A 20,470-nucleotide genomic window follows, 5' to 3' on the forward strand; every position below is an offset into this window, starting at 1 on the left:
GAGATATTTCCGTTGGAATGACGTTCGTTTTTCCATCCTGCGGTAGCATTTGGCCCCCGGTTGGGCCACTATCCGGGCTGTCCAGATTGTCCTGCCGGCTTTCCGTCCGGCGCAGCCACGAAAGACGCATGATGAGCGAGACCACCATCCTGACCATTGCCACCCTTCAAGAGCGCGTAGAGGCGATTTTTCGCAAAGCCGGCCTGAATACCGTACAGGCCGGGGCCGTTGCCCGTGTCATCGTCGCCGGCGAGCGCGATCACTGTAAATCGCACGGCATCTATCGTATCGAGGGCGCGCTGCGCACGGTCAAGGCCGGTAAGGTGAAGCCGGACGCAATCCCTGAAATCATCGAGCAGGAAGCCTCGGCCATCGTGCGCGTAAACGCAAATTTTGGCTTTTCTAACCCGGCTTTTGAAATGGGCGTGCCGGTCGTTGCCGAGCGCGCGCGCAAACACGGCGTCGCAGCCCTCGTCATCAATGATTGCACGCATTTCGCAGCCCTCTGGCCGGAAGTGGAAGCGCTGACCGAACAAGGTCTGGCAGCACTCGTCATGTGCCCAAGCTATGCAACCGTTGCCCCCACCGGCGGCAACAAGCCGTTGCTGGGCACCAACCCGTTTGCCTTTGGCTGGCCGCGCAAAAACACCGCGCCTTATGTTTTCGACTTCGCCACATCGGTTGCCGCTCGCGGCGAGATCGAATTGCACCGCCGCGCTGGCAAGCAATTGCCCGAAGGCTGGGCGCTCGACGCCGATGGCAATCCGACCACCGACCCCGAAACAGCCCTTGCCGGAGCCATGCTGCCTTTTGGCGGACATAAAGGGTCTGCCATCAGCACGATGGTCGAACTGCTCGCCGCCATCATGATTGGCGATCTTACCAGCCCGGAAGTACTCGATTTCCTTGGCACCACGACGCTTTCGCCAGTGCATGGGGAATTGATTGTCGCATTTTCGCCGGAAGCATTTTCAGCGGGACGCCCCGGCGATCCGTTCGCGCGCGCCGAAACCCTGTTTGATGCAATCATCGGCCAGGGCGCACGCCTGCCCTCGCAGCGCCGCTTTGCTGCGCGCGCCGAATCCGAAAACGAAGGCATCAAGCTGACCAAAGCGGAAATCGATCAGCTCGATTTCCTGCTCGACAAGGGACTTGATGCCATTTCCTGATCCTGCAAAGCAAAAGGCCCTTCCGGAAGGAAGGGCCTTTTGTTCTCATGTTTGGTGATCAGGCTTTATATTGCTGCACCGCGCCCGGAAGCTTGCTCCATTCGGCATACCAGCTGTTGAACAGCTTAAACTGCGCTTCCGCGTAACCGCGCTGGCTGTCGGAAAGTTCGTCCGTTTCGTTGAAATGCAGCGTGTATTCCTTGTCTCCCTTCAAAACCATCAGATATTTGAAGTAGAGAACCAGATCCGGGCCTTCATCGAAGGAAGAGAGAATGGCAAGTGCCTCTTCGAGTTCCTGCGCGCGCTGACGTGCATCAGCATCGCCCTTCGCGGCTGCTTGCGCCAGATTGCACAGGTGGATGATTTCCTTGGGCAGAACATTGCCGATACCGGTGATCGCGCCTGTCGCGCCACAATTCACGAAACCATGAACCACTGTCGTATCGACGCCGATCATCAGCGTCACGTCATCATCGCGGCTGGTGATGTTCTCGGCCGCATAGCGCATATCGGCGGCACCGCCGAATTCCTTGAAGCCCACAAGGTTCGGGTGCTCGGCGCGCACAGCGAAAAACAGATCCGCACGGGTTGCAAAGCCATAATAGGGGCTGTTGTAAATCACGGCCGGAAGATCGGGAGCCGCCGAAAGAATGGCCTTGAAATGCGCCTTTTGCGCTGCAATCACCGAGCCGCGCGACAAAATACGCGGAATGACCATCAAGCCCTTCGCACCCACCTTCTGCGCATGAGCGGCATGAGCCACGGCTGAAGCCGTATTGACCGCGCCCGTGCCAACAATCACCGGGACACCAGCTTTCACAAGACGTTCGACGCCTTCCATGCGCTGTGCATCCGTCAAAAGCGGCCAGTCGCCCATGGAGCCGCAATAAACGACAGCCGACATGCCATCGGCAATCAGTTCCTTGCCCTTGCGCACCAGCGCATCAAAATCAGGGGTGCGATCATCCTTGCATGGGGTCATCAGAGCCGGAATCACACCGGAAAAAACATTGGCCGCCATTTCAACCTCCTCTCGGTCAGCTTCTTGTCTTGACGCATTTCCAGACCAGAAATCACATCTGGAAAGGGATATTACTCTTTGTATTTTATTTGTCGACAAAAAATCGACAGCCTATAGGCTTATTTCCAGCCGATCCTCGCGCATCACCAGTTTCTGTACCTGCCGCACGATCTGCTCGGAATGCGCGCTCGCCAGTTGCTCTGCCAGTTTTTCGTCGCGCGCGGCGATGGCAGCGATCATTTCGTCATGTTCCTCGACAAAACGTTTCGGCAATCGGTCGTTATAAGACTGATAGTAAAGCCGCAAAATGCGGCGTCCCTCATCCTGAAGCCGCTTGAACAGGCTGGTGAAATACGGATTGCGCCCTGCTTCTGCTATGGCCAGATGCAGCGCTGCATTGGTCGCGATCATTGCCAGCGCGTCCTGCGCCTTCACCGCCGCTGCGAACTCGGCCTGATGCCCGGCGATGATCTCAAGATCGGAAGGACGATGGTTTTTGGCAGCAAGCTGCGTCGTCACGCGATACATCAGCGTCAGCGCGTCGAAATAGGTATGCATATTGAGGAAGTCGATATTCGAAACCATGGTCGAGCGGTTGGGCAGCGCATCGATCAACCCCTCACCCGCCAGCCGCACCAGCGCCTCGCGAATGGGCGTACGCGACATCTGAAAACGCTCGGCCAGATGCACCTCATCGACAGGGCTTCCGGGAGCCAGAACAAGATCGAGGATTTCATCGCGAAGCACGTCATAGACCATTTTCGCGCCGGAACCACGCTTGCGTTCGCTGACGGAGTTCTTGTCGCTATCTGTCATAGGCTCATCCTTCTGTCCTCGCCCGCATGCCGGGAACCGGGGCGTCAGAAAAGGATAAGCTGCTGTACGCAATTTGTCGACAAGATAACGATCATGAGTCCAGACGGATATTCCTGCCTTCACGCGTGCGAATAGAGACAGACAGGCCCGGCAGCTTCTCGGCAACCGCCTTTATTTGGGGGACCTCCATCAGGTTAAAGGCGGTGGCCCACGCGTCGGCGGCTGCGGCGCTGGGCGCCTGCACACTGATATGCTGGTATAGTGCGCTTGAATAGCCGGTCTTCGGATTAAGCAAATGGTTGAAGCGCCCCTTTTCATCGAACTGAAATCCGGCGAAGCTTGAAGTCGCCAGCGCCTGATTGCTTATATCGAGATAGTCCACAGGGTCCCGGTCGCTTTCAAGCTCGGCAATGCCAATGCGCCATGGCTCGCCGTCCGGTTGGGTGCCGATGGCGCGATATTCACCCATATCGACCAGTCCATGTTTGACGCCCCCCTTTTCAAGTACAGATACCACACGATCCGTTATAAACCCCTGCGCAATGCCGTTAAGCGTCAGCGCCATTGCAGGCTGGGCAAAGGCGATGCGCGTTTCATTAAACAGCACATGGCCGAACCCGACCTTTTTCAGCGCCGCATCCCATTGTGCGCGCGTCGGGCCGGAGGGGCTGGGATCAGCTTGCGAAAAATGCTGGTACAAACATTGCCAGAGCGGCTGTATGGTCGGATCGAAGAGGCCGCTGCTCAGCGTCCAATAATCACGGCAGATGGTGAGCAATTCCACCAATTCTGGCGATGGCATTGCCAATGCACCCGCGCGGTTGAGACGCGAAAGTTCGGAATTTGTCTTATAGAGACTGAAAATATTCTCCAGCCGTTCCGCCTCCCGCACAGCTTCACGCAAAAGCCCCTGCGCGCGCTCGCGGTCGGGATGATAGAGGATAATCTTTGCCGGAGCGCCAAGCGCCTGCCCTTTCCAGATCAGCGGCTCCGCTTGCCTGGATGCAAACGCGAAAGGCGGCATTGCCAACACCGCCATAGAACAGGCACTGCCGGCCAGAACCGAGCGGCGGTTAATGCGCATGAGCTTCCCCGAATGACTGCCCATCCTGCGGGGTGTCCTGATCGCCCAATACGTAATCTTGCGGTATTTCGTCGAAACCAACGATCCGCCCGCCCTTGTCGGCAGCGAATTGCTCGGCGGCCTCGCGCGTAGAAAACGGCACAGCCTCCTGTGCGCCCATGCCGCCCACAGCCTTGCTTTCGATCACGAACAGCGCCTTGCGCGCATCGACCCAGTTTTCCGCGCCCGGCTCGTCCCAGTTTGGCGCTTTGGCCATATCCGAAACATAGATCGCCGCGATGCCCTTGGGCTCTTCCGGCAGCATCGTAAAGGCGATTGCGTCGCGCGCCGAAGAAAACCAGACCGGCTCATTAGCGGGCTGGAGGATGATCTGGCCTTTTGGGCCGGGATGTTCGAGCACATTCATGCCGCAATAGCGCCCCATGGCCGAATCCGTCAGCGCAAACGGCATGATGATTTCCTGTTTCTGCTCCTGCGAGCATCCGGCAAGCAAAAGCCCCATCAGCGCGGCAGCGATAAGCAAAGACCTTTTCATAGTTCTTTCCTCGAAAAAACCCACATGGAGAGCCCCAGCGGCAGAAGCGTCCAGATGCCAAGGGCCGTCGTGAGTGCCAGCGGCCCAAGCGTCGCATTGCCAGCCATGCCGGTAAGCGCACCGGCCTGCCCCGTGCCGAAATTGAGCAGCCGGTAAGAATCCGCAGGATTAAGCAGCAGGAAACTATTGAGCGCATTGACGCCGATCATCTGGCCCTGATCGAAAACCAGCAGCGCCAGCAATGCGGCGTCATAAATGAGCACGAAGAACAGCCAGACGCCGATGGCGACGCCCGCCGCCGTGCTGCGCTCGCGCACCAGCGTACTTGCGAGAAATCCGATGGCGATGAAGACCGCGCCAAGCAGCACTGAAGAGCCGACCAGCGTAGCAAAACCATACCAGCTTTCACTTCCCGTCCCCGCGCCCGCAAGAACCAGCGCCAGAGCGGCGATGCCATAGCCGAAGAAGGTCGCAAAGGCGAGGATGGCCAGATGGCCGAGAAATTTGCCGAGCACGACCTGCGTGCGGCTGAGCGGATAGCTTAAAAGCAGCAGCATGGTGCCGCGTTCCATCTCGCCCACGATTGCATCATGCGAAATCAGCAGCGCGATCAGCGGTATGAGAAAGATGGTAAGGCTGGACAGGCTGACGATCACCACATCAAGGCGGCTTGCTGCAACGGAGCTACCCGTTGGTGCGCTGCCCAGAAACGTCATGCTGAGCGCAAGTGCTGCCAGCAGCAGCGTGGTCGCCAGCACCCAGCGATTGCGCAAGCCTTCCTGAATTTCCTTACGCGCAATGATAGCTATGTTTTTCATTCTGCCGCATCCTTTACAACGGCATTTCCGACATTGAGAAAATGCGCATAGAGTTCATCGAGCGTCGGCGGTATGACATCGAGCTCGGAAAGATTGTCATTGGAAGCAATGATGCGCCGGACAAGCTCCATCTTGCCTTCCGCAGGCGCTTCGGTTTCAAAAACATTCGCGCCCAGCCGCTGCCATTGCAGGCTGCTGCGCTCCGCCTCATCGGGCAGTTGCGCTATGCCGTCCACCTGCACACGGATACGCAATGGCAAACGTGAAATCCGGCGCAGGGCCTCGATGGAGCCATCGGCAATGATCCGGCCTTTATTGGCGATGATGACGCGCCCGACCTTGGTTTCGAGTTCTGTCAGCGCATGGGACGACATGAGAATGGTGGTGCCCTCCTGCCGTAAAACTTCCAGAATATCGTAGAAGTTCTGGCGCAATGCGGGGTCCAGCCCGGTCGTCGGCTCATCGAGCAGCAGCACGGCGGGTTTACCCAGAAGCGCCTGCGCAAGCCCCAGCCGCTGCCGCATGCCTTTGGAATAGGTGCCCACCCGTCGCCCCGCCGCATGAGACAGACCGACACGGTCGAGCAGTTCACCAATCTGCCCCAGCGGCACATTTTTCAGGCGTGCGTAAAAGCCGAGCGTTTCAATGCCGGTCAGCGCCATGTTGAAGGAGACATGTTCGGGCAGATAGCCAAGTCGCTGCCGCGCCGCGAAAGCACCCGCTGCCGGGTCCTCGCCCAGCAAGCGGATATTGCCTTTCGTGGGGCGGATCAGGCCAAGCATGAGCTTGATCATCGTCGTCTTGCCGGCCCCATTATGGCCGACCAGCGCGATGGATTCTCCTGCATTGAGGCGGAAGCTCGCATCACTGATGGCATGAAATCCGCCATAGGATTTCGTTACCTGATCAAGAACTACAGTTTCAGTCATTGCTTTTAATCTCCGCTAGGGGCGGCTTCATGAGAGGATGGCTGTCCACAACACCGCCGGGCAGAAGGGCGGGAAACTGCGTTTGCGCCCATCGGATCGTTTCCACCGCAGGGCTGTTGATAAGAATTTTTGCCTGCGGCGCGGTCCACAGAACCTTGTCGATCAGATCATTGGGCCGGTAGGGATTATCGGCGATACCGTCGCCGTTGAGATCGAAAGCAGGATTATCGCTCCAGTAATTGCCGCGGCCTTCAACCGACCAGTCGAGATCGCGCGTACCGACATATTTGACCTGATTGCGGTTGTTGATGAAGGCATTGCCGCTCATGGCATTGCCTTCCGATCCGGCAGTGAAATGAATGCCGATACTGCAATTCTCAAAGCTGTTATCGGTGAACTTGTTCTTGTTGGCGTTGTAGATGAAAACGCATTTTTCCGGCCCAAGGCGCATGGTTTCACCAGTCGCGGCGGCGCTTTCATCCTCGGCGGGCAGGCCGTGCTCGCCCTTTTGCAAACCCGCATCGAGCCAGCGGTCGATCGATTGCATCCGCCCGATGACGCGATTGCCGGAAACCACCGAACTATTGGCATAGTTGAGCAGCAATCCGTGATCGCGGTCGCCCTCGGAGAGATTGTCTGTCACCTTGAGGCGATTGGTATACATGATCGCAAAGCCGACCGAATTATTGCGCGATATATTGCCGGTCACTTCGCTGCTGTTTGTGTACATATAATGGACCGCAAAACGCACATTCTCCATCAGATTGTCGCGAAAGACATTCTTGCGGCTGGCATTGGTATAAATGCCGTCGCGCCCATAGCGGATGATATTGCCAATGACCTTCGCGCCCGGCGCATTCCAGATCGAAATGCCGCTGCCAGTCTGGGTCATGCGCACATTGCGCCGCCCGATCACCTCGTTGCCGGTGGCGATGGAATCGGCAGCGCCATGCAGGTAGATTCCGTAAAGATTGTCGATGAGACGGTTATTCTCAACACGCGTGCCGGTGGCCGTCCGGGAGACGAAAATACCGGCATTGAGTTCGGGAACATTCTCGCCCGAACCATGCACTTCAAGGCCGCGAACGAGGGTGCCGGGCGCATTGACCGTGATGGCATTGCCTGTTCCAAGCCCGTCGAGAACCGCTCCCGGTTCTCCCGTCAGTTCGATGGCCCGATCAATGATGATGGAGCCTTCATGGCGACCTGCGGCCAGCCGGACGACATCGCCCGGCATGGCCCTGTCAATGGCCGCCTGCACGCTTTCGCCCTCGGCCACATCGATCTGCTTTGCTTCTGCCGCCCCCCAGGCGGAGACGGAAAGCACAGCACCCAGACAAAGGGAAAGCGGCAGGCGGGGGATCATCATAGCGTCAGGCTTTCTTTGGTTCCACGAGCATACGACCCTTCATTTCCATGTGCATGGCGTGGCAGAACCACGAGCAGTAATACCACCACACGCCGGGCTTGTTGGCCTTGAAGGTGACAGAGGCCGTTGCCTGCGGCGCGACTTCCATGTTGATGCCGTAATTGATGATCGAGAAGCCATGGGTAAGGTCCTCGATCTCATCAATATTGGTGACATAGACCGTCACTTCGTCGCCCTGCTGGACCGTGAATTCCTCAAGGCCGAAAGCGGGAGCGGCAGAGGTCATGTAGACGCGCACCTTGTTGCCGTCGCGAATGACCTCGTTGGCATCCATCAGGTCTAGTCCATCGGCCTCTGCCTGCTTGACGGCATCGGCGAAAAATGGATCCGCACGGTCCCAGAAGTTGACGGGATTGATCTTGGAACGATGTACGATCGTGGCGTCATGCGGTTCTGCAAAGCTCGGCCCGTCATGGACAATCTCCATTCTCTCGCCGGAAATATCGATGAGCTGGTCATTCTCGGGCTTGAGCGGCCCGACATTGAGATAGCGATCCTTCGAGAATTTATTAAGCGAAATCAGCCATTTACCATCGGCGTCCTTGGTCTGCCCCATGGATGTGTGGTTGTGACCGGGCTGATAATGCACATCGAGCTTCTGGCGGATCGGATCAACCTTCTCGCCCTGGAAGGCACGCTTGGCGTCCTCGATGTTCCATTTGCAGATCTGGCTGTCGATGAACAGCGTGGTATAGGCGTTACCCGCGCCGTCATAGGCTGTATGCAAAGGCCCAAGTCCCAGTTCCGGCTCGGCGACGACCGCATCGCGCGGCTTGATCTTGTCGTCGAACAGATCATCGAACTTGCGCACGTCAAACACGGTGACGGTAGGCGAGAGCTTGCCATTGGCAACCACATGGATGCCGTCGGGCGCCGTGTTGATACCATGCGGGCTGTTGGGCACCGGAATATACCGGGTGAAGGGCGAATTGCCGCGTCCATCGAGAACCGGCACGCCGTTGATCTCCTTGAATTCGCCCTTTGCGACCGCATCCTCGATACGCTTGAGGTTGAAGACGACGATCCAGTCCTGCTCGCTGCTCATCATTTCGGGAAGGGTCAGACCTTCTTCCGAATTGTAGCAGGTGGCGAAGGCATATTTGCCCTGATAATCGCAGTCGACATTATCCAGATTGCCGTCGACCATGATCTGCCAGGCGATTTTCATCGTCTCGCCATCGACGGCGGTGAAGATTGCGCGATACTGATCGGTATCGTTCATATTGGTGCCGTCATTGGGGATCGGCACGCGGTCCTCGCCATTGCAGAAGACATAGCCGGTCTTGGGGTATTTCTGCACGCGCAGACCATGAACCGTATGCTGGTTGGGCAGTTGAATGATCTTGTCGCACTTCATCACGTCAAGGCGAATGCGGCAGACGCGCGTATTGGCCTTGTCGTTGGCATAAAGATAGCGCCCGTCATAGGTTCCGTCAGTGAAGGAAAGATGCGGGTGGTGCAAGTCGCCATTGTGGAAAATACCGCCGCGATCCTGCATGAATTCGCGATCTTCCGGCAACATGCCTTCAGTCAATATCTTCAGGCTCTCATTGGTCTGTCCCCAGCCCGTCGCGCTGTCGCGGTTAAAGACGGGAATACGCATCAATTCGCGCATGGAGGGCAGGCCCAGAATGCGGACCTCGCCCGTCTGGCCGCTGGAGAAAAAGACATAATATTCGTCAAGTTCGCCGGGTGCGACCACAGCATTCGCCCCGCCTTGCGAGCTGCTGGCGGCCAAAGCCTGCGTGCTCGATCCGGCAAACAGCGCGCTGCCGACGCCGCTTGCACCGGCGGCGGCGACAATCGCCGACGTGCCGAGCAATTGCCGTCTGCTGAACTGGGTTTTTCTGGTTTCTTCTGTCATGGTTCTCTCCTTGGGAAGATTCAGGCGGCAGGACCGGAGCCTGTTTGTGCTCCGACCGGCTGGCCCTTGACTGAAATGATGGGTTTGGCTGGGCCGCCGCCGCGTTCGGCTGCTGCCGAAAGAGGCGCGTTGCGGGCGGCGAATTTCTCGCGCTTTACACGCACCTGAATCATGTGCGGGCAGCGCTGGTCGTCGTGATAAAGCTCCTGACAATGCATGCAGTAGATGCATTCATTGACATTGATCTGGCCTTCGGGATGGATCGCCTCGACCGGGCACTCCTTGGCGCAACGCTGGCAGGGCGAGCCGCATTCGGGCCAGCGCTTGAGCCATTCGAACATGCGAATGCGTCCGGGGATGGCAAGCGCTGCACCGAGCGGGCACATATAGCGGCAGTAAAAGCGCTCGATGAACAGCCCCAGGGACAACAGCGTCAGCGCATAGATCACGAATGGCCATTCACGCGAGAATTTGAGGATGATCGACGTTTTGAACGGCTCGACTTCCGCAAACACCTCCGCCAATGCCACCGAATAAAGCGACAGGCCGAACAGTCCGAGGAAGATCATATATTTGATCGGCCACAGGCGTTCATGCAGGCCCCAGGGCAGCGTGACTTGCGGCACTTTGAGCCATTTGGCCAGATTGTTGCTTAGTTCCTGCAAAGCGCCAAAGGGGCAGAGCCAGCCGCAGAACGGGCCGCGTCCCCAGAACAAAAGCCCCGCCGCAACCGAAGCCCACAGGATAAAGATCAGCGGAGAAGTGAGGAAAAATTCCCAGTTGAAGCCGGTTATCAGCGAATTGGTGAAGGTCAGGACATTGACCACCGACAATTGCGCATTGTTGTAAAAGCCCAGCCACACCAGCACGAATAAAAGATAGCTGCGCCGCACCCATGCAAAGACGCGCGGGCGTTTTACAAGGCTGTTCTGGAAGAAGAAAATACCGACAAGAACGATGATGGCGATGGCGGTGATGACCACATTGATGCGGTTCATCTCCCACATTTTCACCCAGAGCGGATTGTCCTCGCCGAATATATCCGCCGCCATGCCTTCCCCGACAGGCTGCGGCTGGCGGGGCGCATCGGCAGCAGCCGAGGCAGAAGCCGGCTGCGACGGCGCAGGTTCGGGCTGTGCGAGCAGATATTGTTCGGGCAGCTTATAGCCCAGATCATAGTTGATATTGGCCTTGTCGCGTGCACCGAAGCCGCGCTGCACGAGCAGTTGCAACTCCCATGGCTGGGCAACGTCGAACGCGAAGCCTTCGGGCACGCGGAAGACGGAAATCTCGCGCAGGCGCGGCGCGCCCTCGGCCATGATGTCGCCTATGCGGGTATGGCCCTTGTCACGAAAGCGCACGCCCTGACCGTTCTGCAACAGTTCGATGCGGTCGAAGATGCCGCCGCGCACATAGCCCGATCCCTTGAAGGAATAAGCGCCATCGCCCGCCACAAGGATGGCCTGCTGGCCCGGCTTGAGCTGCTTTTCCAGCCGCTCATAGCCGCTCTTGCCAAGCAGGCTGATGCCGATGGAAGGCACGGAAACGGGCGCGGCATAAAGCTCGATGAAATCGTCTTCGGGATTGCCGGTTTCAGGATTGGCCGCCGCCTCCTCCTGTCTGGCATCGCGGAAGGCCTGCGTGACCTCACCGACGCTGAGCTTGAGGCTGCGCACCGAGCCGTCTCCGACAAGGGTCTGCCAATCCTGCACGTCGCGCATATCGGGATTGAGTTGACGTACTTCTGCAACGCCAGCGGCTGCAATCGGCGCATTGCCGAGCCGCCCGCTGCGGATAAGGCCAACCGCCGAGCGCACCACACTGTCGCCCATCACGAGAACGGTAACAGTTGCGCCGCTGACGATCTCGACCTGTGGCGGTCGCGCTTTTCCCGCAGCAACGGCGCTCAGATCGCTATTGACCAGAGAATTCAATGCGGCAACGACCTTGGGTTCGGGAATGCCGATCAGCACGATCGGCTCTTTATGATCCACAAGCTTGATGCTGCGAATAATGCCCTTGGTGTCGATGCCGACCAGAATATGAATCGGCTTGCCGGAATAACCGATGGAACTGGTGAAGTCAGAGTTGAGATAGACATATCCCAGCAGCTCATCGCCCTTCATCACCGGCGCGATGGGCGGCTCGCCCTGCGGCGCGCCGATGCTGTCGGCTCCCTCGAAAATCGCCCCTGCTTCCAGTTGCGGCAGGTATTTTTCCAATTCGCCCGCGCTCGCCGGAAGAAGACTGGCAACAGCCAGCAAAAACACGATCGCCAGCGTGCAGATTCTTCCGAGGAAAAAGCGGATCACACCGGCAATGATCCGGCGAAGGCCTGTCCGGGCAAGTGCCTGACGGGAAAAAAGGGGCAGATGGCTAGAGAAGTCGCTCGTCACTTTCAACCTACTTTACCTTGCCGTCTCAGGCGCGGTTTATCTTTCGGTTGAGAGCCTATCTGAATGGGTAAGGCGTTCTTTGCTTTGGAGCAACTTCATGCACATTCATTTCATCGGGCAAAACATCGCTATGAAAATAATGACAGAATCAAAAGCGGGCCAAGGACGCGCGCCCTTGCTACGGCTTCTTTAGAGCGCATTTCGATCTGACTGAATCAGATCGGCGCTCTAACTGTTTGTCTTTACCGCGCATCTTGTCCGAAAACCGTTTCACACTTTTCGGGACGCGCTCTAGAAAAGGGGAGCAGCAAAACGCGCCTGCGCTTCGGCGCTTGCCATTTCGGGTTGCCATTCAGGCTCGTAAGTCAGCTCGACATTTGCTTTTTCTACGCCTGCCACGCCTTCGGCACAGGCCTGAACGGCCTGCGTCAAAAAACCCGCCGCAGGACAGCCGCGGGTGGTCGTGGTCATCAATATATCGACAACCCCGTCTTCACTCGCAATGACCCCATAGATCATGCCCAGATCGACGATATTAACGCCGAGTTCCGGGTCCAGCACAATACGCAGCGCCTCTATGACTGCTTGTTCGAGGGCCACTTGCTCTTGCCGTTTCATGGCTGGATCCTCATGCCTGTCCGACGCGGATCATGATGCGATATTTCTGTCCGCTCTCGTCGAAATTTCCCACCCATTGGTGGCCGCGTGTCTCAAGCTCGGGGAAGAGAAACAGTGGCTCACGATGCAACAGCGCAAACAGCACTTCCCCTTCCGACATGTTTTCGATTTCACTCAGGATACGAACCATCGGCTCCGGCGGTTCCATATCGGAACAGTCCAGATAACTGGAGGGCTCAGGCCATATCGAAGGAGAACCGGCATTGTCAGAAACCTGCACTTGCGGCGCAGCTTGATCGACGGGTGAAAACAGCACCTGCCAGTCATTCTCGCCAATCGGCTCTGCTTTCGCCGAAAAGCCCTTGCGTTCCATGACCCCGAACAAAGGCAGCGGCTTGAAAGGCGCAATGAGCAACAGGCTTTGTCCCGGAGCGAGATTTTCGACGGCGCTCATGATCGTCTGAAACGGCTCGATGCCCTCTTTCAGCAGGGGGCGCACATCAAGCTCATGCGGAATGAGCGGGTAAGCATTCGATGTCATCTTGTTCTCCTCGATACGGGTCTCGCAGCATAGAGCAGATGCGGGATATTGACTTGATCGGGCAGGCGCACAGTCTGCGGAACATCTGTCAGCCGTCTTGCGCGAATGTAGTGAATGACAAGTGCGCCGATCGCAACCAGATTAAGGGTGGACGCCAGCCGGAAGGCAGCGGGATAATTGGCAAGCAGCGCCAGGGTCGCAAGAGCCACACCACCATAATAAAGGCCGAACCAGACGCGCGCGCGGCTTTCATCGACAAAATCCTGCACGCGAGGGGCCTGCATCCGGCCCATGACGGGACCATAGCATTCCAGCCATGTCAGGAATGGCACGATCTTGTAGAGTTGCGCCAGCCCAAGTCCCGTGAGCCATCCAAAAGCGACGAGATAGACAAAGGCTGCAACGATTGCGTCGCTCGCGCCACGCCATGCCATCAGCACAGCCAGCAGCAAAACCAGAAACAGGGCGGCGAAGGCCGGAATGCTCGCCTTGGAGTTGAGTTCAATCGCCTTGCGCTTTCGCTGCCTGTAGATCGCGCGCACATCCCAGATATATAAGGCAATGCTCGCCAGCCCCGGCACCAATGCCGCCAGCAACAGCAGCTCAAGCGAGCCGTAGCCCAAGACGACAAGAACCAGCGAGACGGCAAGCGATGCGAGCGCCCCGGCCCCGCTCCACCATATAGTGCGGGCGACAGGGCCATGATTGTCCGGCGAAAGAATAAACATGCCCAGCAGGCGATAGCTGACGCCCATCGCCGTAAAGCTCATCCAGCCGCCCAGTCCCAAAGCAGCATGAATTGAAACACCGTTTCCAGCAAGCGCAAGCCAGACAGTGTTGCGCAGCACCCCCGACAGGGACAAGGAGAAAAGCCCTCCCAAGGCCGCCACGCAGATCAGGCAGACAAGACCGACACAGACAAAGCGGGCAGGCAAGGAGAGCGGCCTGGCATTCCACAGGGTTACACCCAGCATCAGCGCGATAATTATAAAGCCGCAGATCAGAAGCAAGGCGGATAACGGCATGAGCCAGACAGGCGCGGATATAATTCCAGCCAGTCCGGCAAAACCGCCAAGCAGGCCCAGCAAGCCGATGAGCAGAAGAAGCAGCGCCGGCAAGGCGGCAGCGCTGCCCCACAGGGGCTTGGCGGCCAATACCGGCACAAATTGTAAGAGGGCTCCGCACATGAGCAATGCAAGCCAGCCGATAGCCACCATATGCACGATGATCAGTGTTTCCGCAGCCCTGATTTCCGCAGACGGGTATCCAAAGCCCGACACCATCAGACCTGTCGCCATGAGCAGGAAAAAAAGCGAGGCCATGAAATAGGATAAGGTCCAACGGGAAAGCGAGACACCGAACATTTTTGACCTTCAAATCCGAGTGTTCAGTTTTGGCAGGGTAATGCGTAAAGACAAATGGCTGGAGCGGTTTCGGCGCTTCCGTTTAAAACGGAACCGCTCCCGCCGTCCGTTCCTGTCAAAGGATGACGACAGCCATTTCATCACGGCTCACCCTATAGCGGAACGCGGACGGGACGTTTGCTGCATCTCAAATAAAATGAAAATAATCAAAGCGCGGGAGGCACCATGGCAACCCGCCGCCGACAGCATAGTTACCTCTACGAGCGTATCCTGAACCGCTCGATCGCCGTTTCGATAATGCGGGCGGGTGCATCCTTGCGCGCGAACACCAGATCCACATCGAGTACGGCCAGTCGGCGCAGAAACTCTTCTGGCGCGCTGGTCATCGTTGAAAGCCTTGCATGATCTTTCGCAGTCGTGATCAGCCCGATGCCGCGCTCGTTTGCAGCCTGTTGCAACGCGCTGAGCTCTTCAGGCCGATAATTGTGGTGATCGGCAAATGCGCGCGTCTCCACCACTTCGCCTCCGGCCTGCCGCACGCTTGCGAAAAATTTCTCCGGATTGCCGATCCCGGCAAAGGCCAGCCATTTTCCGCCGGCCACCTGCATGGCCGAAGACGGCACAAGCTGGGCCTCATAGATTGCACGTCCGGCGCGCGATGCACGGCGCACGACAAAATCTGCTTCCGCCCCTTGCCCTATACGCAGCACGGCATCGGTCCTGCGCATCTGGTCTGTCAGCGGCGCGCGCAATGGTCCCGCAGGAATGACCCGCCCATTGCCGATGCCGCGCATGGAATCGACCACGAGCAAGGCAAAATCCATATGCAGGCGCGCGCTTTGAAAGCCGTCATCCATGATGATGAAATCGCAACCATTTTCCATGAGGCGCATGGCTGCCCTATGCCGGTCGGGGCAAAGGGCAACCGGGGCATGGTTTGCGAGCAAAAACGGCTCGTCACCGACATAGCGCGCGCTGTCGCGTCCGGGGTCCACCACATGAAGACCGGTATAGGTGCCGCCATAGCCGCGCGAGACGATTCCGGGATTATGGCCCAGAACTTTTGCAGCCCTGGTGAGCGCGATCGCGGTCGGCGTCTTGCCCGCCCCGCCGACGGTGAAATTGCCGATGCACAAGACCGGTGCGGAAATCCGGGGCGGTTCCGACTTCAAAAGCCGCCGACCGGCCACCGCACCATAAATCCACGCAGCCGGAGCAAGCGCCATCGCGCGCCAATCGGGCTTCTCCCACCAGAAGGGCGGAGCCTCGCTCGCCATATCAGTCCCGGTCCGTTACGAGGGCCGCCCCGTTGCGATTGCCCGGCAATTGGGCTTGCAGGATCAAAGGCTGAATAAAAGGCTCAAGCGCGCTCAGGGTCCGATCCAGCGCACCGCGCATATCCCTGACCGTATTTGCACCCGCATTAATCATCGTGCGCAGATGCTGCGGATTATTGAACAGGAAGTTGATCGCGCCTGCGAGCATATTGCGATCCTTGACCACGCGCGCGCCGCCATTCTTGATAAGGCGCTGGAAGGCTTCGCGGAAATTCTGCACATTGCGGCCAGTCAGAACCGCCGTCCCCATCATGGCTGGCTCCAGCGGATTATGCCCGCCCGACTTGGTCAGCGAATTGCCGATAAAGGCAATATCGGTGAGCTGGAGATAGAGGCCCATTTCACCGATCGTATCGCCAAGCAGGACATTGGTGTCCGCTTCGATCGTATCGCCACGGCTTCTTGCCGCCACCTTCAATCCCTTTTCAACAAGCATCGCCTCGATTTCGGGCGCGCGATGCGGATGGCGCGGCACGATGATCGTGAGGAGCTGCGGATAACGCACGCTCAGCATCTGGTGCACTTCGGCGGCGATTTCCTCCTCGCCGTCATGGGTGGAGATAGCAGCCCATGTGCGTCGCCCGGCAATCTGCCGCTGCAAGGCGGAAAGAGCCTGCGGGTCAGCCGGGGCGGGGGCCGTATCCACCTTCAGATTGCCTGAAACACTGACGGGCCGCGCGCCAAGCTTGCGAAAGCGCTCGCCATCCAGCTCCGACTGCGCGATCACATGCGCGAAGTTTTCAAATAATGCTTCCGCCAGCGCAGGGCGTTTCTCCCACGCCGCAAAAGAACGATCCGACAGCCTGCCATTCACCAGGACATGCGGGATATGCCGCGCGCTGAGCGACAATACCGTGGCAGGCCAGATTTCAGACTCACAGCCAATCACAAGATCCGGTTTCCAGTGATCCAGAAACCGGTTGACCGCCGGTTGCAGGTCGAGCGGCGCATATTGATGGATGACCATCGAACCCAGCTGATCGGCCACCAGCCTGGCGGATGTCACGGTTCCCGTGGTCATGACGACGTGAATTCCCGTCGCAGCAATGCTCTCGACCAGCGGAATGATCGCCACCGATTCGCCCACGCTTGCCGCATGCGCCCAGACGACCGGCCCCTGCGGTCGCGCGATAGCTGTCTTGCCGTAGCGTTCGCTGCGCCGACCGCGCTCTTCCTTGCCGCGCGAGGTACGATAGGCGATATAGGTTCCGATGAATGGATAGGCGGTAGAGCCAAGCAGACGATAGGCCGACAACAGATTTCGTGCCCAGCGCTCACTCATTTCGCTTTCTCCAATGCGGCATATGCTTTTGTCGTGGCGTCATTGAGCTGGCGCGTCAATTCCATACGCTTTTCTTCCAGTTGTGCCTCATCGGCATCAGCATCTACCCAGACCGGCTCTCCGCAGACAATCATAGAACGGCCGAATGGCAAAGGAATAGTGGTCTTATCCCATGTTTTTTGCAGAATATGATTGCGCGAGAAAGCGTAAGCAAATGGCAGTATCGGCCGTCCCGACAGTTTTGCCAGCAGAACAACCCCCTGCCCGGCCTCGCGTGCCCTGCCATGGGCTATGTCAGCAATCATCGAGGCCGACTGCCCTTTTTTCAAGGCATTCTTCAAGGTCAGCAGCGCTCGCGCCCCACCCTTTTCCGGCGATTGCTGCGCGCGGCGCCCACCCGAGCCGCGAACGGTTATAAAGCCGAATTTCTCGGCCACGCGCGCATTGAGTTCGGCATCGTTGCTGCGCGAGAACATCGCCACGACCGCAAGATCATCCGGTCGAGCCGTGGGCGCCATTATATGCTGGCCATGCCAGAAGGTGATGATGGACGGGCTGAACCTGCGCAAAATAGCTTCAAGATCCGCAGATTCTTCAAGCGGCGGATTGGTCGCACGCACGAGCTTGAGATAGCCCGCAATAAGCTGCACCAGTGCGGATTTGACGAAAGCAGAGCGCGCAAGCGGCCCGCGGATGCGCCGCCACAAATTCTTGGCGAAGCCATCCGTCCGCTTGCGTTCTGCGGTCATTGCCGGGCTGTTCCTGTCATTGTGCATAATGGATCGCTGCCGGAACCTGTCCGGCAAAGTCTTACTCGGCCTGCGTCTCGATGCTTCCCGGATCGAGCAGGCGGTGCATGTGAACGATGAAATAGCGCATATGCGCATTGTCGACCGTCTGCTGGGCCTTGGCCTTCCAGGCTGTTTTCGCCGTCTCGTAATTCGGATAGACGCCGACAATATCGAGCTTGTCGAGATCGCGGAACTCGACACTTCCAAGTTTTTTCAGTTCACCGCCAAATACCAGATGAAGAAGCTGTTTCTTGTCGCCTTCGACACTCATGACAATAACTCCTGAATAAGATCGGTTGCGGCATGATTAGCCCAACGGCCACTCCGCGACAACACTCAACATCTCCTGAAGGAGATTTCCACTGGCTGCAACGAGGGTGCCGTGCGACAGCGTCGGCCCCCCATAGACCAGCGCTGAAGCGTCGCAGCCAAGAATGGCTCCGCCCGACTCGCTGAGAATGAGATCGGCGGCGGCCAGATCCCAATCATGCGAATTGGGCCGAATGAAGGTGCCTGCGATGTCACCCCGCGCCACCATGGCGATGCGATAGGCAAGCGAGGGCACATAAGGATGCAGGGCGACGCGCTCGCGCCACAGTTCAGGCAGGGCATCGACCATCGACCTTGCCGATGCGATGGCCATTTTTTCGCCCGCGGGCGGCACATGCACCCGGATCGGCATTCCGTTCTGTGATGCTCCAAGCCCCTTGCCCGCCTCGATGACCTCACCGCGCGCCGGACATTGCAGCACGCCGGCCAGCGGCTTGCCGTTCTCGACGATGGCGATGCTGATGCACCATTGGTCCTGCCCGCCAATATAGGCGCGGGTTCCGTCAATCGGGTCGACAATGAAAGTGCGGTCTCTCGGTGCGACGGCCCTTTCATCGATGGTTTCCTCGGAAATCCAGCCGTAATCGGGGCGGGCTTCCAGAAGGACTTCGCGCAGGTAGTGGTCGACCGCCATGTCGGCTTCGCTGACCGGCGAGCGGCCGTCCTTCAGCCACACTTCCGGCGACTGGCCAAAATAACGCATGGCAATGCGCCCGGCTTCACGCGCAGCATGACGCAGCAATTCAAGCTCGGCGTGTATATCCTGGCGTCGCTTAATTTCCGGCAAGGGTCATGCCTTCGATTACAAGTGTGGGCGCCGCCATGCCGAAATTGCGGTCAATATCGGAAGCGGGGGTCATGTTGAGGAACATGTCCTTGAGATTGGAGGCTATCGTCACCTCACTCACCGGATAGGCCAATTCACCGTTTTCGATCCAGAAACCGGACGCACCGCGACTGTATTGGCCGGTGATCATGTCCACACCCTGACCGAAAAGTTCCGTCACATAAAAACCGGTTCCAAGCGCGCGGATGAGTTCTTCCGGCGTCTGTGTGCCGGGTTCGATGGCGAAATTGGTCGATGCGGGCGACACGCCGGAGCCTGATCGCACGCCGCGCCCATTGCTGCTCAATCCCAGTTCGCGCGCGCTCGAACCCGAAAGCAGCCAATGCTGCAAAACGCCATCCTCGATCATCGATAAAGGCTGGCCTTCAATCCCCTCGCCGTCAAAAGGGCGCGAGGAAGAGCCGCGACGCCGCAGGGGATCATCGGTGACTTGCAGTCCCTTTTTGAGAATCTGCCTGCCCATGCTGTCACGCAGGAAGCTTGTCTTGCGCGCAACCGATGCGCCGTTGATGGCGCTGGCAAGATGGGCTGCGATACCGCGCGCCACGCGCGGGTCATAAACGACATTCACCGGTCCGGTCTTTGCCTGCCTTGCGCCAAGCCTGCGCACGGCACGCTCCCCAGCGCGCCTGCCAACGGTCTCAGGCGTATCGAGATCGGTAAAATGCAGCCGCGAACTGAAATCATAGTCGCGTTCCATCTTCGTCCCCTCGCCCGCAATCGCCGAGACGGAACGGCCAAAACGCGTCGTGGCATAATGGCCGGAAAAGCCGGTCGATGTCACCAGAACAAGGCCGCCCATGCTGGCACTCGCACCCGCGCCGCCCGAATTCGTCACACCCTGCACAGCGCGCGCAGCCGCTTCCGCAGCAAGCGCATCTTCGGTCAGGCGAACCGTATCGATCCGGGTCGGATCAAAAAGATCGAGATCGCGCGGCGACCTTACAAGCAATTGCGGGTCGGCCAGTTGCTCATAGGGATCTTCGGGAGCGACCCTTGCCATGGCGACCGCGCGTTCGGCAAGCTGGTCGGGATCGCTGCCGGCATTGGCCGAAACGCTGGCGATGCGCCGCCCGACGAAGACGCGCAGTGCGAAATCGTCACTTTCCGACGATTCGGTGCCTTCCACCTTTCCAAGCCTGACAGAGACACTCAATGAACGGGCGCGGATTACGACCGCATCCGCTTCATCCGCGCCAGCGTGCTTTGCCGCGGCAACCAGCGAAGCAGCGAAGTCGACCAGTTTGCTCGCTGAATTCTCTGAAATCATTATATATTCCAAACCTGCTGAGTAAAATT

General features: G+C 58.3%; 19 protein-coding genes. 1 reads left to right on the forward strand and 18 read right to left on the reverse strand.

All coding sequences use genetic code 11. The features are described 5' to 3' along the window. The first annotated feature begins 131 nt into the window (after window positions 1-131). A complete protein-coding gene (locus DKP76_RS11745; protein WP_109707211.1) occupies window positions 132-1,169 on the forward strand; it encodes an Ldh family oxidoreductase in 1,038 nt (345 codons plus the stop codon). A 58-nt stretch (window positions 1,170-1,227) separates the two neighbouring features. Here the strand turns inward: DKP76_RS11745 and DKP76_RS11750 are convergent, their stop codons facing one another. The 18 genes from DKP76_RS11750 to DKP76_RS11835 form a co-directional block, all read right to left on the reverse strand. Continuing rightward, window positions 1,228-2,190 (reverse strand): dihydrodipicolinate synthase family protein, encoded by a 963-nt coding sequence (locus DKP76_RS11750; RefSeq protein WP_109706877.1) that lies wholly within the window; start codon window positions 2,188-2,190, stop codon window positions 1,228-1,230. 111 nt (window positions 2,191-2,301) lie between these two features. Beyond that, window positions 2,302-3,006 (reverse strand): GntR family transcriptional regulator, encoded by a 705-nt coding sequence (locus DKP76_RS11755; RefSeq protein ID WP_109706878.1) that lies wholly within the window; start codon window positions 3,004-3,006, stop codon window positions 2,302-2,304. A gap of 91 nt (window positions 3,007-3,097) precedes the next feature. Next, complete coding sequence (locus DKP76_RS11760) at window positions 3,098-4,090, reverse strand: FAD:protein FMN transferase (RefSeq protein ID WP_109706880.1); 993 nt, start codon at window positions 4,088-4,090, stop codon at window positions 3,098-3,100. Next, complete coding sequence (locus DKP76_RS11765; protein WP_109706882.1) at window positions 4,080-4,625, reverse strand: nitrous oxide reductase accessory protein NosL; 546 nt, start codon at window positions 4,623-4,625, stop codon at window positions 4,080-4,082. The genes DKP76_RS11760 and DKP76_RS11765 overlap by 11 nt, the downstream gene beginning before the upstream one ends. Continuing rightward, window positions 4,622-5,443 (reverse strand): ABC transporter permease subunit, encoded by an 822-nt coding sequence (locus DKP76_RS11770; protein WP_109706884.1) that lies wholly within the window; start codon window positions 5,441-5,443, stop codon window positions 4,622-4,624. Before DKP76_RS11770 ends, DKP76_RS11765 begins: the two co-directional genes overlap by 4 nt. Next, window positions 5,440-6,372, reverse strand: a complete 933-nt coding sequence (locus DKP76_RS11775; protein ID WP_109706886.1) for an ABC transporter ATP-binding protein — start codon at window positions 6,370-6,372, stop codon at window positions 5,440-5,442. The genes DKP76_RS11770 and DKP76_RS11775 overlap by 4 nt, the downstream gene beginning before the upstream one ends. Then, window positions 6,365-7,741 (reverse strand): nitrous oxide reductase family maturation protein NosD, encoded by a 1,377-nt coding sequence (locus DKP76_RS11780; protein ID WP_109706888.1) that lies wholly within the window; start codon window positions 7,739-7,741, stop codon window positions 6,365-6,367. Before DKP76_RS11780 ends, DKP76_RS11775 begins: the two co-directional genes overlap by 8 nt. A 4-nt stretch (window positions 7,742-7,745) precedes the next feature. Further along, on the reverse strand, window positions 7,746-9,665 hold the full coding sequence (gene nosZ / locus DKP76_RS11785; protein WP_109706890.1) for a TAT-dependent nitrous-oxide reductase: 1,920 nt from the start codon (window positions 9,663-9,665) through the stop codon (window positions 7,746-7,748). 20 nt (window positions 9,666-9,685) lie between these two features. Further along, window positions 9,686-11,953: a 4Fe-4S binding protein gene (locus tag DKP76_RS11790; protein WP_425349399.1), complete on the reverse strand. Its 2,268-nt coding sequence runs from the start codon at window positions 11,951-11,953 to the stop codon at window positions 9,686-9,688. Window positions 11,954-12,352: 399 nt separating this feature from the next. Continuing rightward, on the reverse strand, window positions 12,353-12,679 hold the full coding sequence (locus tag DKP76_RS11795; protein WP_109706892.1) for a metal-sulfur cluster assembly factor: 327 nt from the start codon (window positions 12,677-12,679) through the stop codon (window positions 12,353-12,355). 10 nt (window positions 12,680-12,689) lie between these two features. Further along, window positions 12,690-13,220, reverse strand: a complete 531-nt coding sequence (locus DKP76_RS11800; protein ID WP_109706894.1) for a DUF2249 domain-containing protein — start codon at window positions 13,218-13,220, stop codon at window positions 12,690-12,692. Beyond that, entirely contained in the window at window positions 13,217-14,584 is a 1,368-nt protein-coding gene (locus DKP76_RS11805) for a hypothetical protein (RefSeq protein WP_109706896.1), read from the reverse strand. Before DKP76_RS11805 ends, DKP76_RS11800 begins: the two co-directional genes overlap by 4 nt. 257 nt (window positions 14,585-14,841) lie before the next feature. Further along, complete coding sequence (lpxK, locus tag DKP76_RS11810; protein WP_109706898.1) at window positions 14,842-15,861, reverse strand: tetraacyldisaccharide 4'-kinase; 1,020 nt, start codon at window positions 15,859-15,861, stop codon at window positions 14,842-14,844. A 1-nt stretch (window position 15,862) separates the two neighbouring features. Next, window positions 15,863-17,203 carry a lipid IV(A) 3-deoxy-D-manno-octulosonic acid transferase gene (waaA, locus tag DKP76_RS11815; RefSeq protein ID WP_109706900.1) on the reverse strand — a complete coding sequence of 447 codons (1,341 nt, stop codon included), beginning with the start codon at window positions 17,201-17,203 and terminating at the stop codon, window positions 15,863-15,865. Continuing rightward, window positions 17,200-17,952, reverse strand: a complete 753-nt coding sequence (locus tag DKP76_RS11820; RefSeq protein WP_245410220.1) for a lysophospholipid acyltransferase family protein — start codon at window positions 17,950-17,952, stop codon at window positions 17,200-17,202. The genes waaA and DKP76_RS11820 overlap by 4 nt, the downstream gene beginning before the upstream one ends. A 61-nt stretch (window positions 17,953-18,013) precedes the next feature. Then, on the reverse strand, window positions 18,014-18,265 hold the full coding sequence (locus DKP76_RS11825) for a DUF4170 domain-containing protein (protein WP_109706904.1): 252 nt from the start codon (window positions 18,263-18,265) through the stop codon (window positions 18,014-18,016). A 36-nt stretch (window positions 18,266-18,301) separates the two neighbouring features. Continuing rightward, the gene (locus tag DKP76_RS11830; RefSeq protein ID WP_109706906.1) at window positions 18,302-19,111 is read right to left on the reverse strand and encodes a 3'(2'),5'-bisphosphate nucleotidase CysQ; all 810 of its coding nucleotides are present in this window, start codon (window positions 19,109-19,111) and stop codon (window positions 18,302-18,304) included. Further along, window positions 19,098-20,441 (reverse strand): TldD/PmbA family protein, encoded by a 1,344-nt coding sequence (locus tag DKP76_RS11835; RefSeq protein WP_109706908.1) that lies wholly within the window; start codon window positions 20,439-20,441, stop codon window positions 19,098-19,100. The genes DKP76_RS11830 and DKP76_RS11835 overlap by 14 nt, the downstream gene beginning before the upstream one ends. Window positions 20,442-20,470: the final 29 nt, after the last annotated feature.

Source organism: Falsochrobactrum shanghaiense (assembly GCF_003149535.1).
Taxonomy (GTDB): domain Bacteria; phylum Pseudomonadota; class Alphaproteobacteria; order Rhizobiales; family Rhizobiaceae; genus Brucella; species Brucella shanghaiense.

What these genes read in the sequence shown, in the direction of transcription:
- DKP76_RS11745 (WP_109707211.1), top strand. Translation starts at nt 132, where the DNA reads ATGAGCGAGACCACCATCCTGACCATTGCCACCCTTCAAGAGCGCGTA.
- DKP76_RS11750 (WP_109706877.1), bottom strand. Translation starts at nt 2,190, where the DNA reads ATGGCGGCCAATGTTTTTTCCGGTGTGATTCCGGCTCTGATGACCCCA.
- DKP76_RS11755 (WP_109706878.1), bottom strand. Translation starts at nt 3,006, where the DNA reads ATGACAGATAGCGACAAGAACTCCGTCAGCGAACGCAAGCGTGGTTCC.
- DKP76_RS11760 (WP_109706880.1), bottom strand. Translation starts at nt 4,090, where the DNA reads ATGCGCATTAACCGCCGCTCGGTTCTGGCCGGCAGTGCCTGTTCTATG.
- DKP76_RS11765 (WP_109706882.1), bottom strand. Translation starts at nt 4,625, where the DNA reads ATGAAAAGGTCTTTGCTTATCGCTGCCGCGCTGATGGGGCTTTTGCTT.
- DKP76_RS11770 (WP_109706884.1), bottom strand. Translation starts at nt 5,443, where the DNA reads ATGAAAAACATAGCTATCATTGCGCGTAAGGAAATTCAGGAAGGCTTG.
- DKP76_RS11775 (WP_109706886.1), bottom strand. Translation starts at nt 6,372, where the DNA reads ATGACTGAAACTGTAGTTCTTGATCAGGTAACGAAATCCTATGGCGGA.
- DKP76_RS11780 (WP_109706888.1), bottom strand. Translation starts at nt 7,741, where the DNA reads ATGATGATCCCCCGCCTGCCGCTTTCCCTTTGTCTGGGTGCTGTGCTT.
- nosZ (WP_109706890.1), bottom strand. Translation starts at nt 9,665, where the DNA reads ATGACAGAAGAAACCAGAAAAACCCAGTTCAGCAGACGGCAATTGCTC.
- DKP76_RS11795 (WP_109706892.1), bottom strand. Translation starts at nt 12,679, where the DNA reads ATGAAACGGCAAGAGCAAGTGGCCCTCGAACAAGCAGTCATAGAGGCG.
- DKP76_RS11800 (WP_109706894.1), bottom strand. Translation starts at nt 13,220, where the DNA reads ATGACATCGAATGCTTACCCGCTCATTCCGCATGAGCTTGATGTGCGC.
- DKP76_RS11805 (WP_109706896.1), bottom strand. Translation starts at nt 14,584, where the DNA reads ATGTTCGGTGTCTCGCTTTCCCGTTGGACCTTATCCTATTTCATGGCC.
- lpxK (WP_109706898.1), bottom strand. Translation starts at nt 15,861, where the DNA reads ATGGCGAGCGAGGCTCCGCCCTTCTGGTGGGAGAAGCCCGATTGGCGC.
- waaA (WP_109706900.1), bottom strand. Translation starts at nt 17,203, where the DNA reads ATGAGTGAGCGCTGGGCACGAAATCTGTTGTCGGCCTATCGTCTGCTT.
- DKP76_RS11820 (WP_245410220.1), bottom strand. Translation starts at nt 17,952, where the DNA reads ATGACCGCAGAACGCAAGCGGACGGATGGCTTCGCCAAGAATTTGTGG.
- DKP76_RS11825 (WP_109706904.1), bottom strand. Translation starts at nt 18,265, where the DNA reads ATGAGTGTCGAAGGCGACAAGAAACAGCTTCTTCATCTGGTATTTGGC.
- DKP76_RS11835 (WP_109706908.1), bottom strand. Translation starts at nt 20,441, where the DNA reads ATGATTTCAGAGAATTCAGCGAGCAAACTGGTCGACTTCGCTGCTTCG.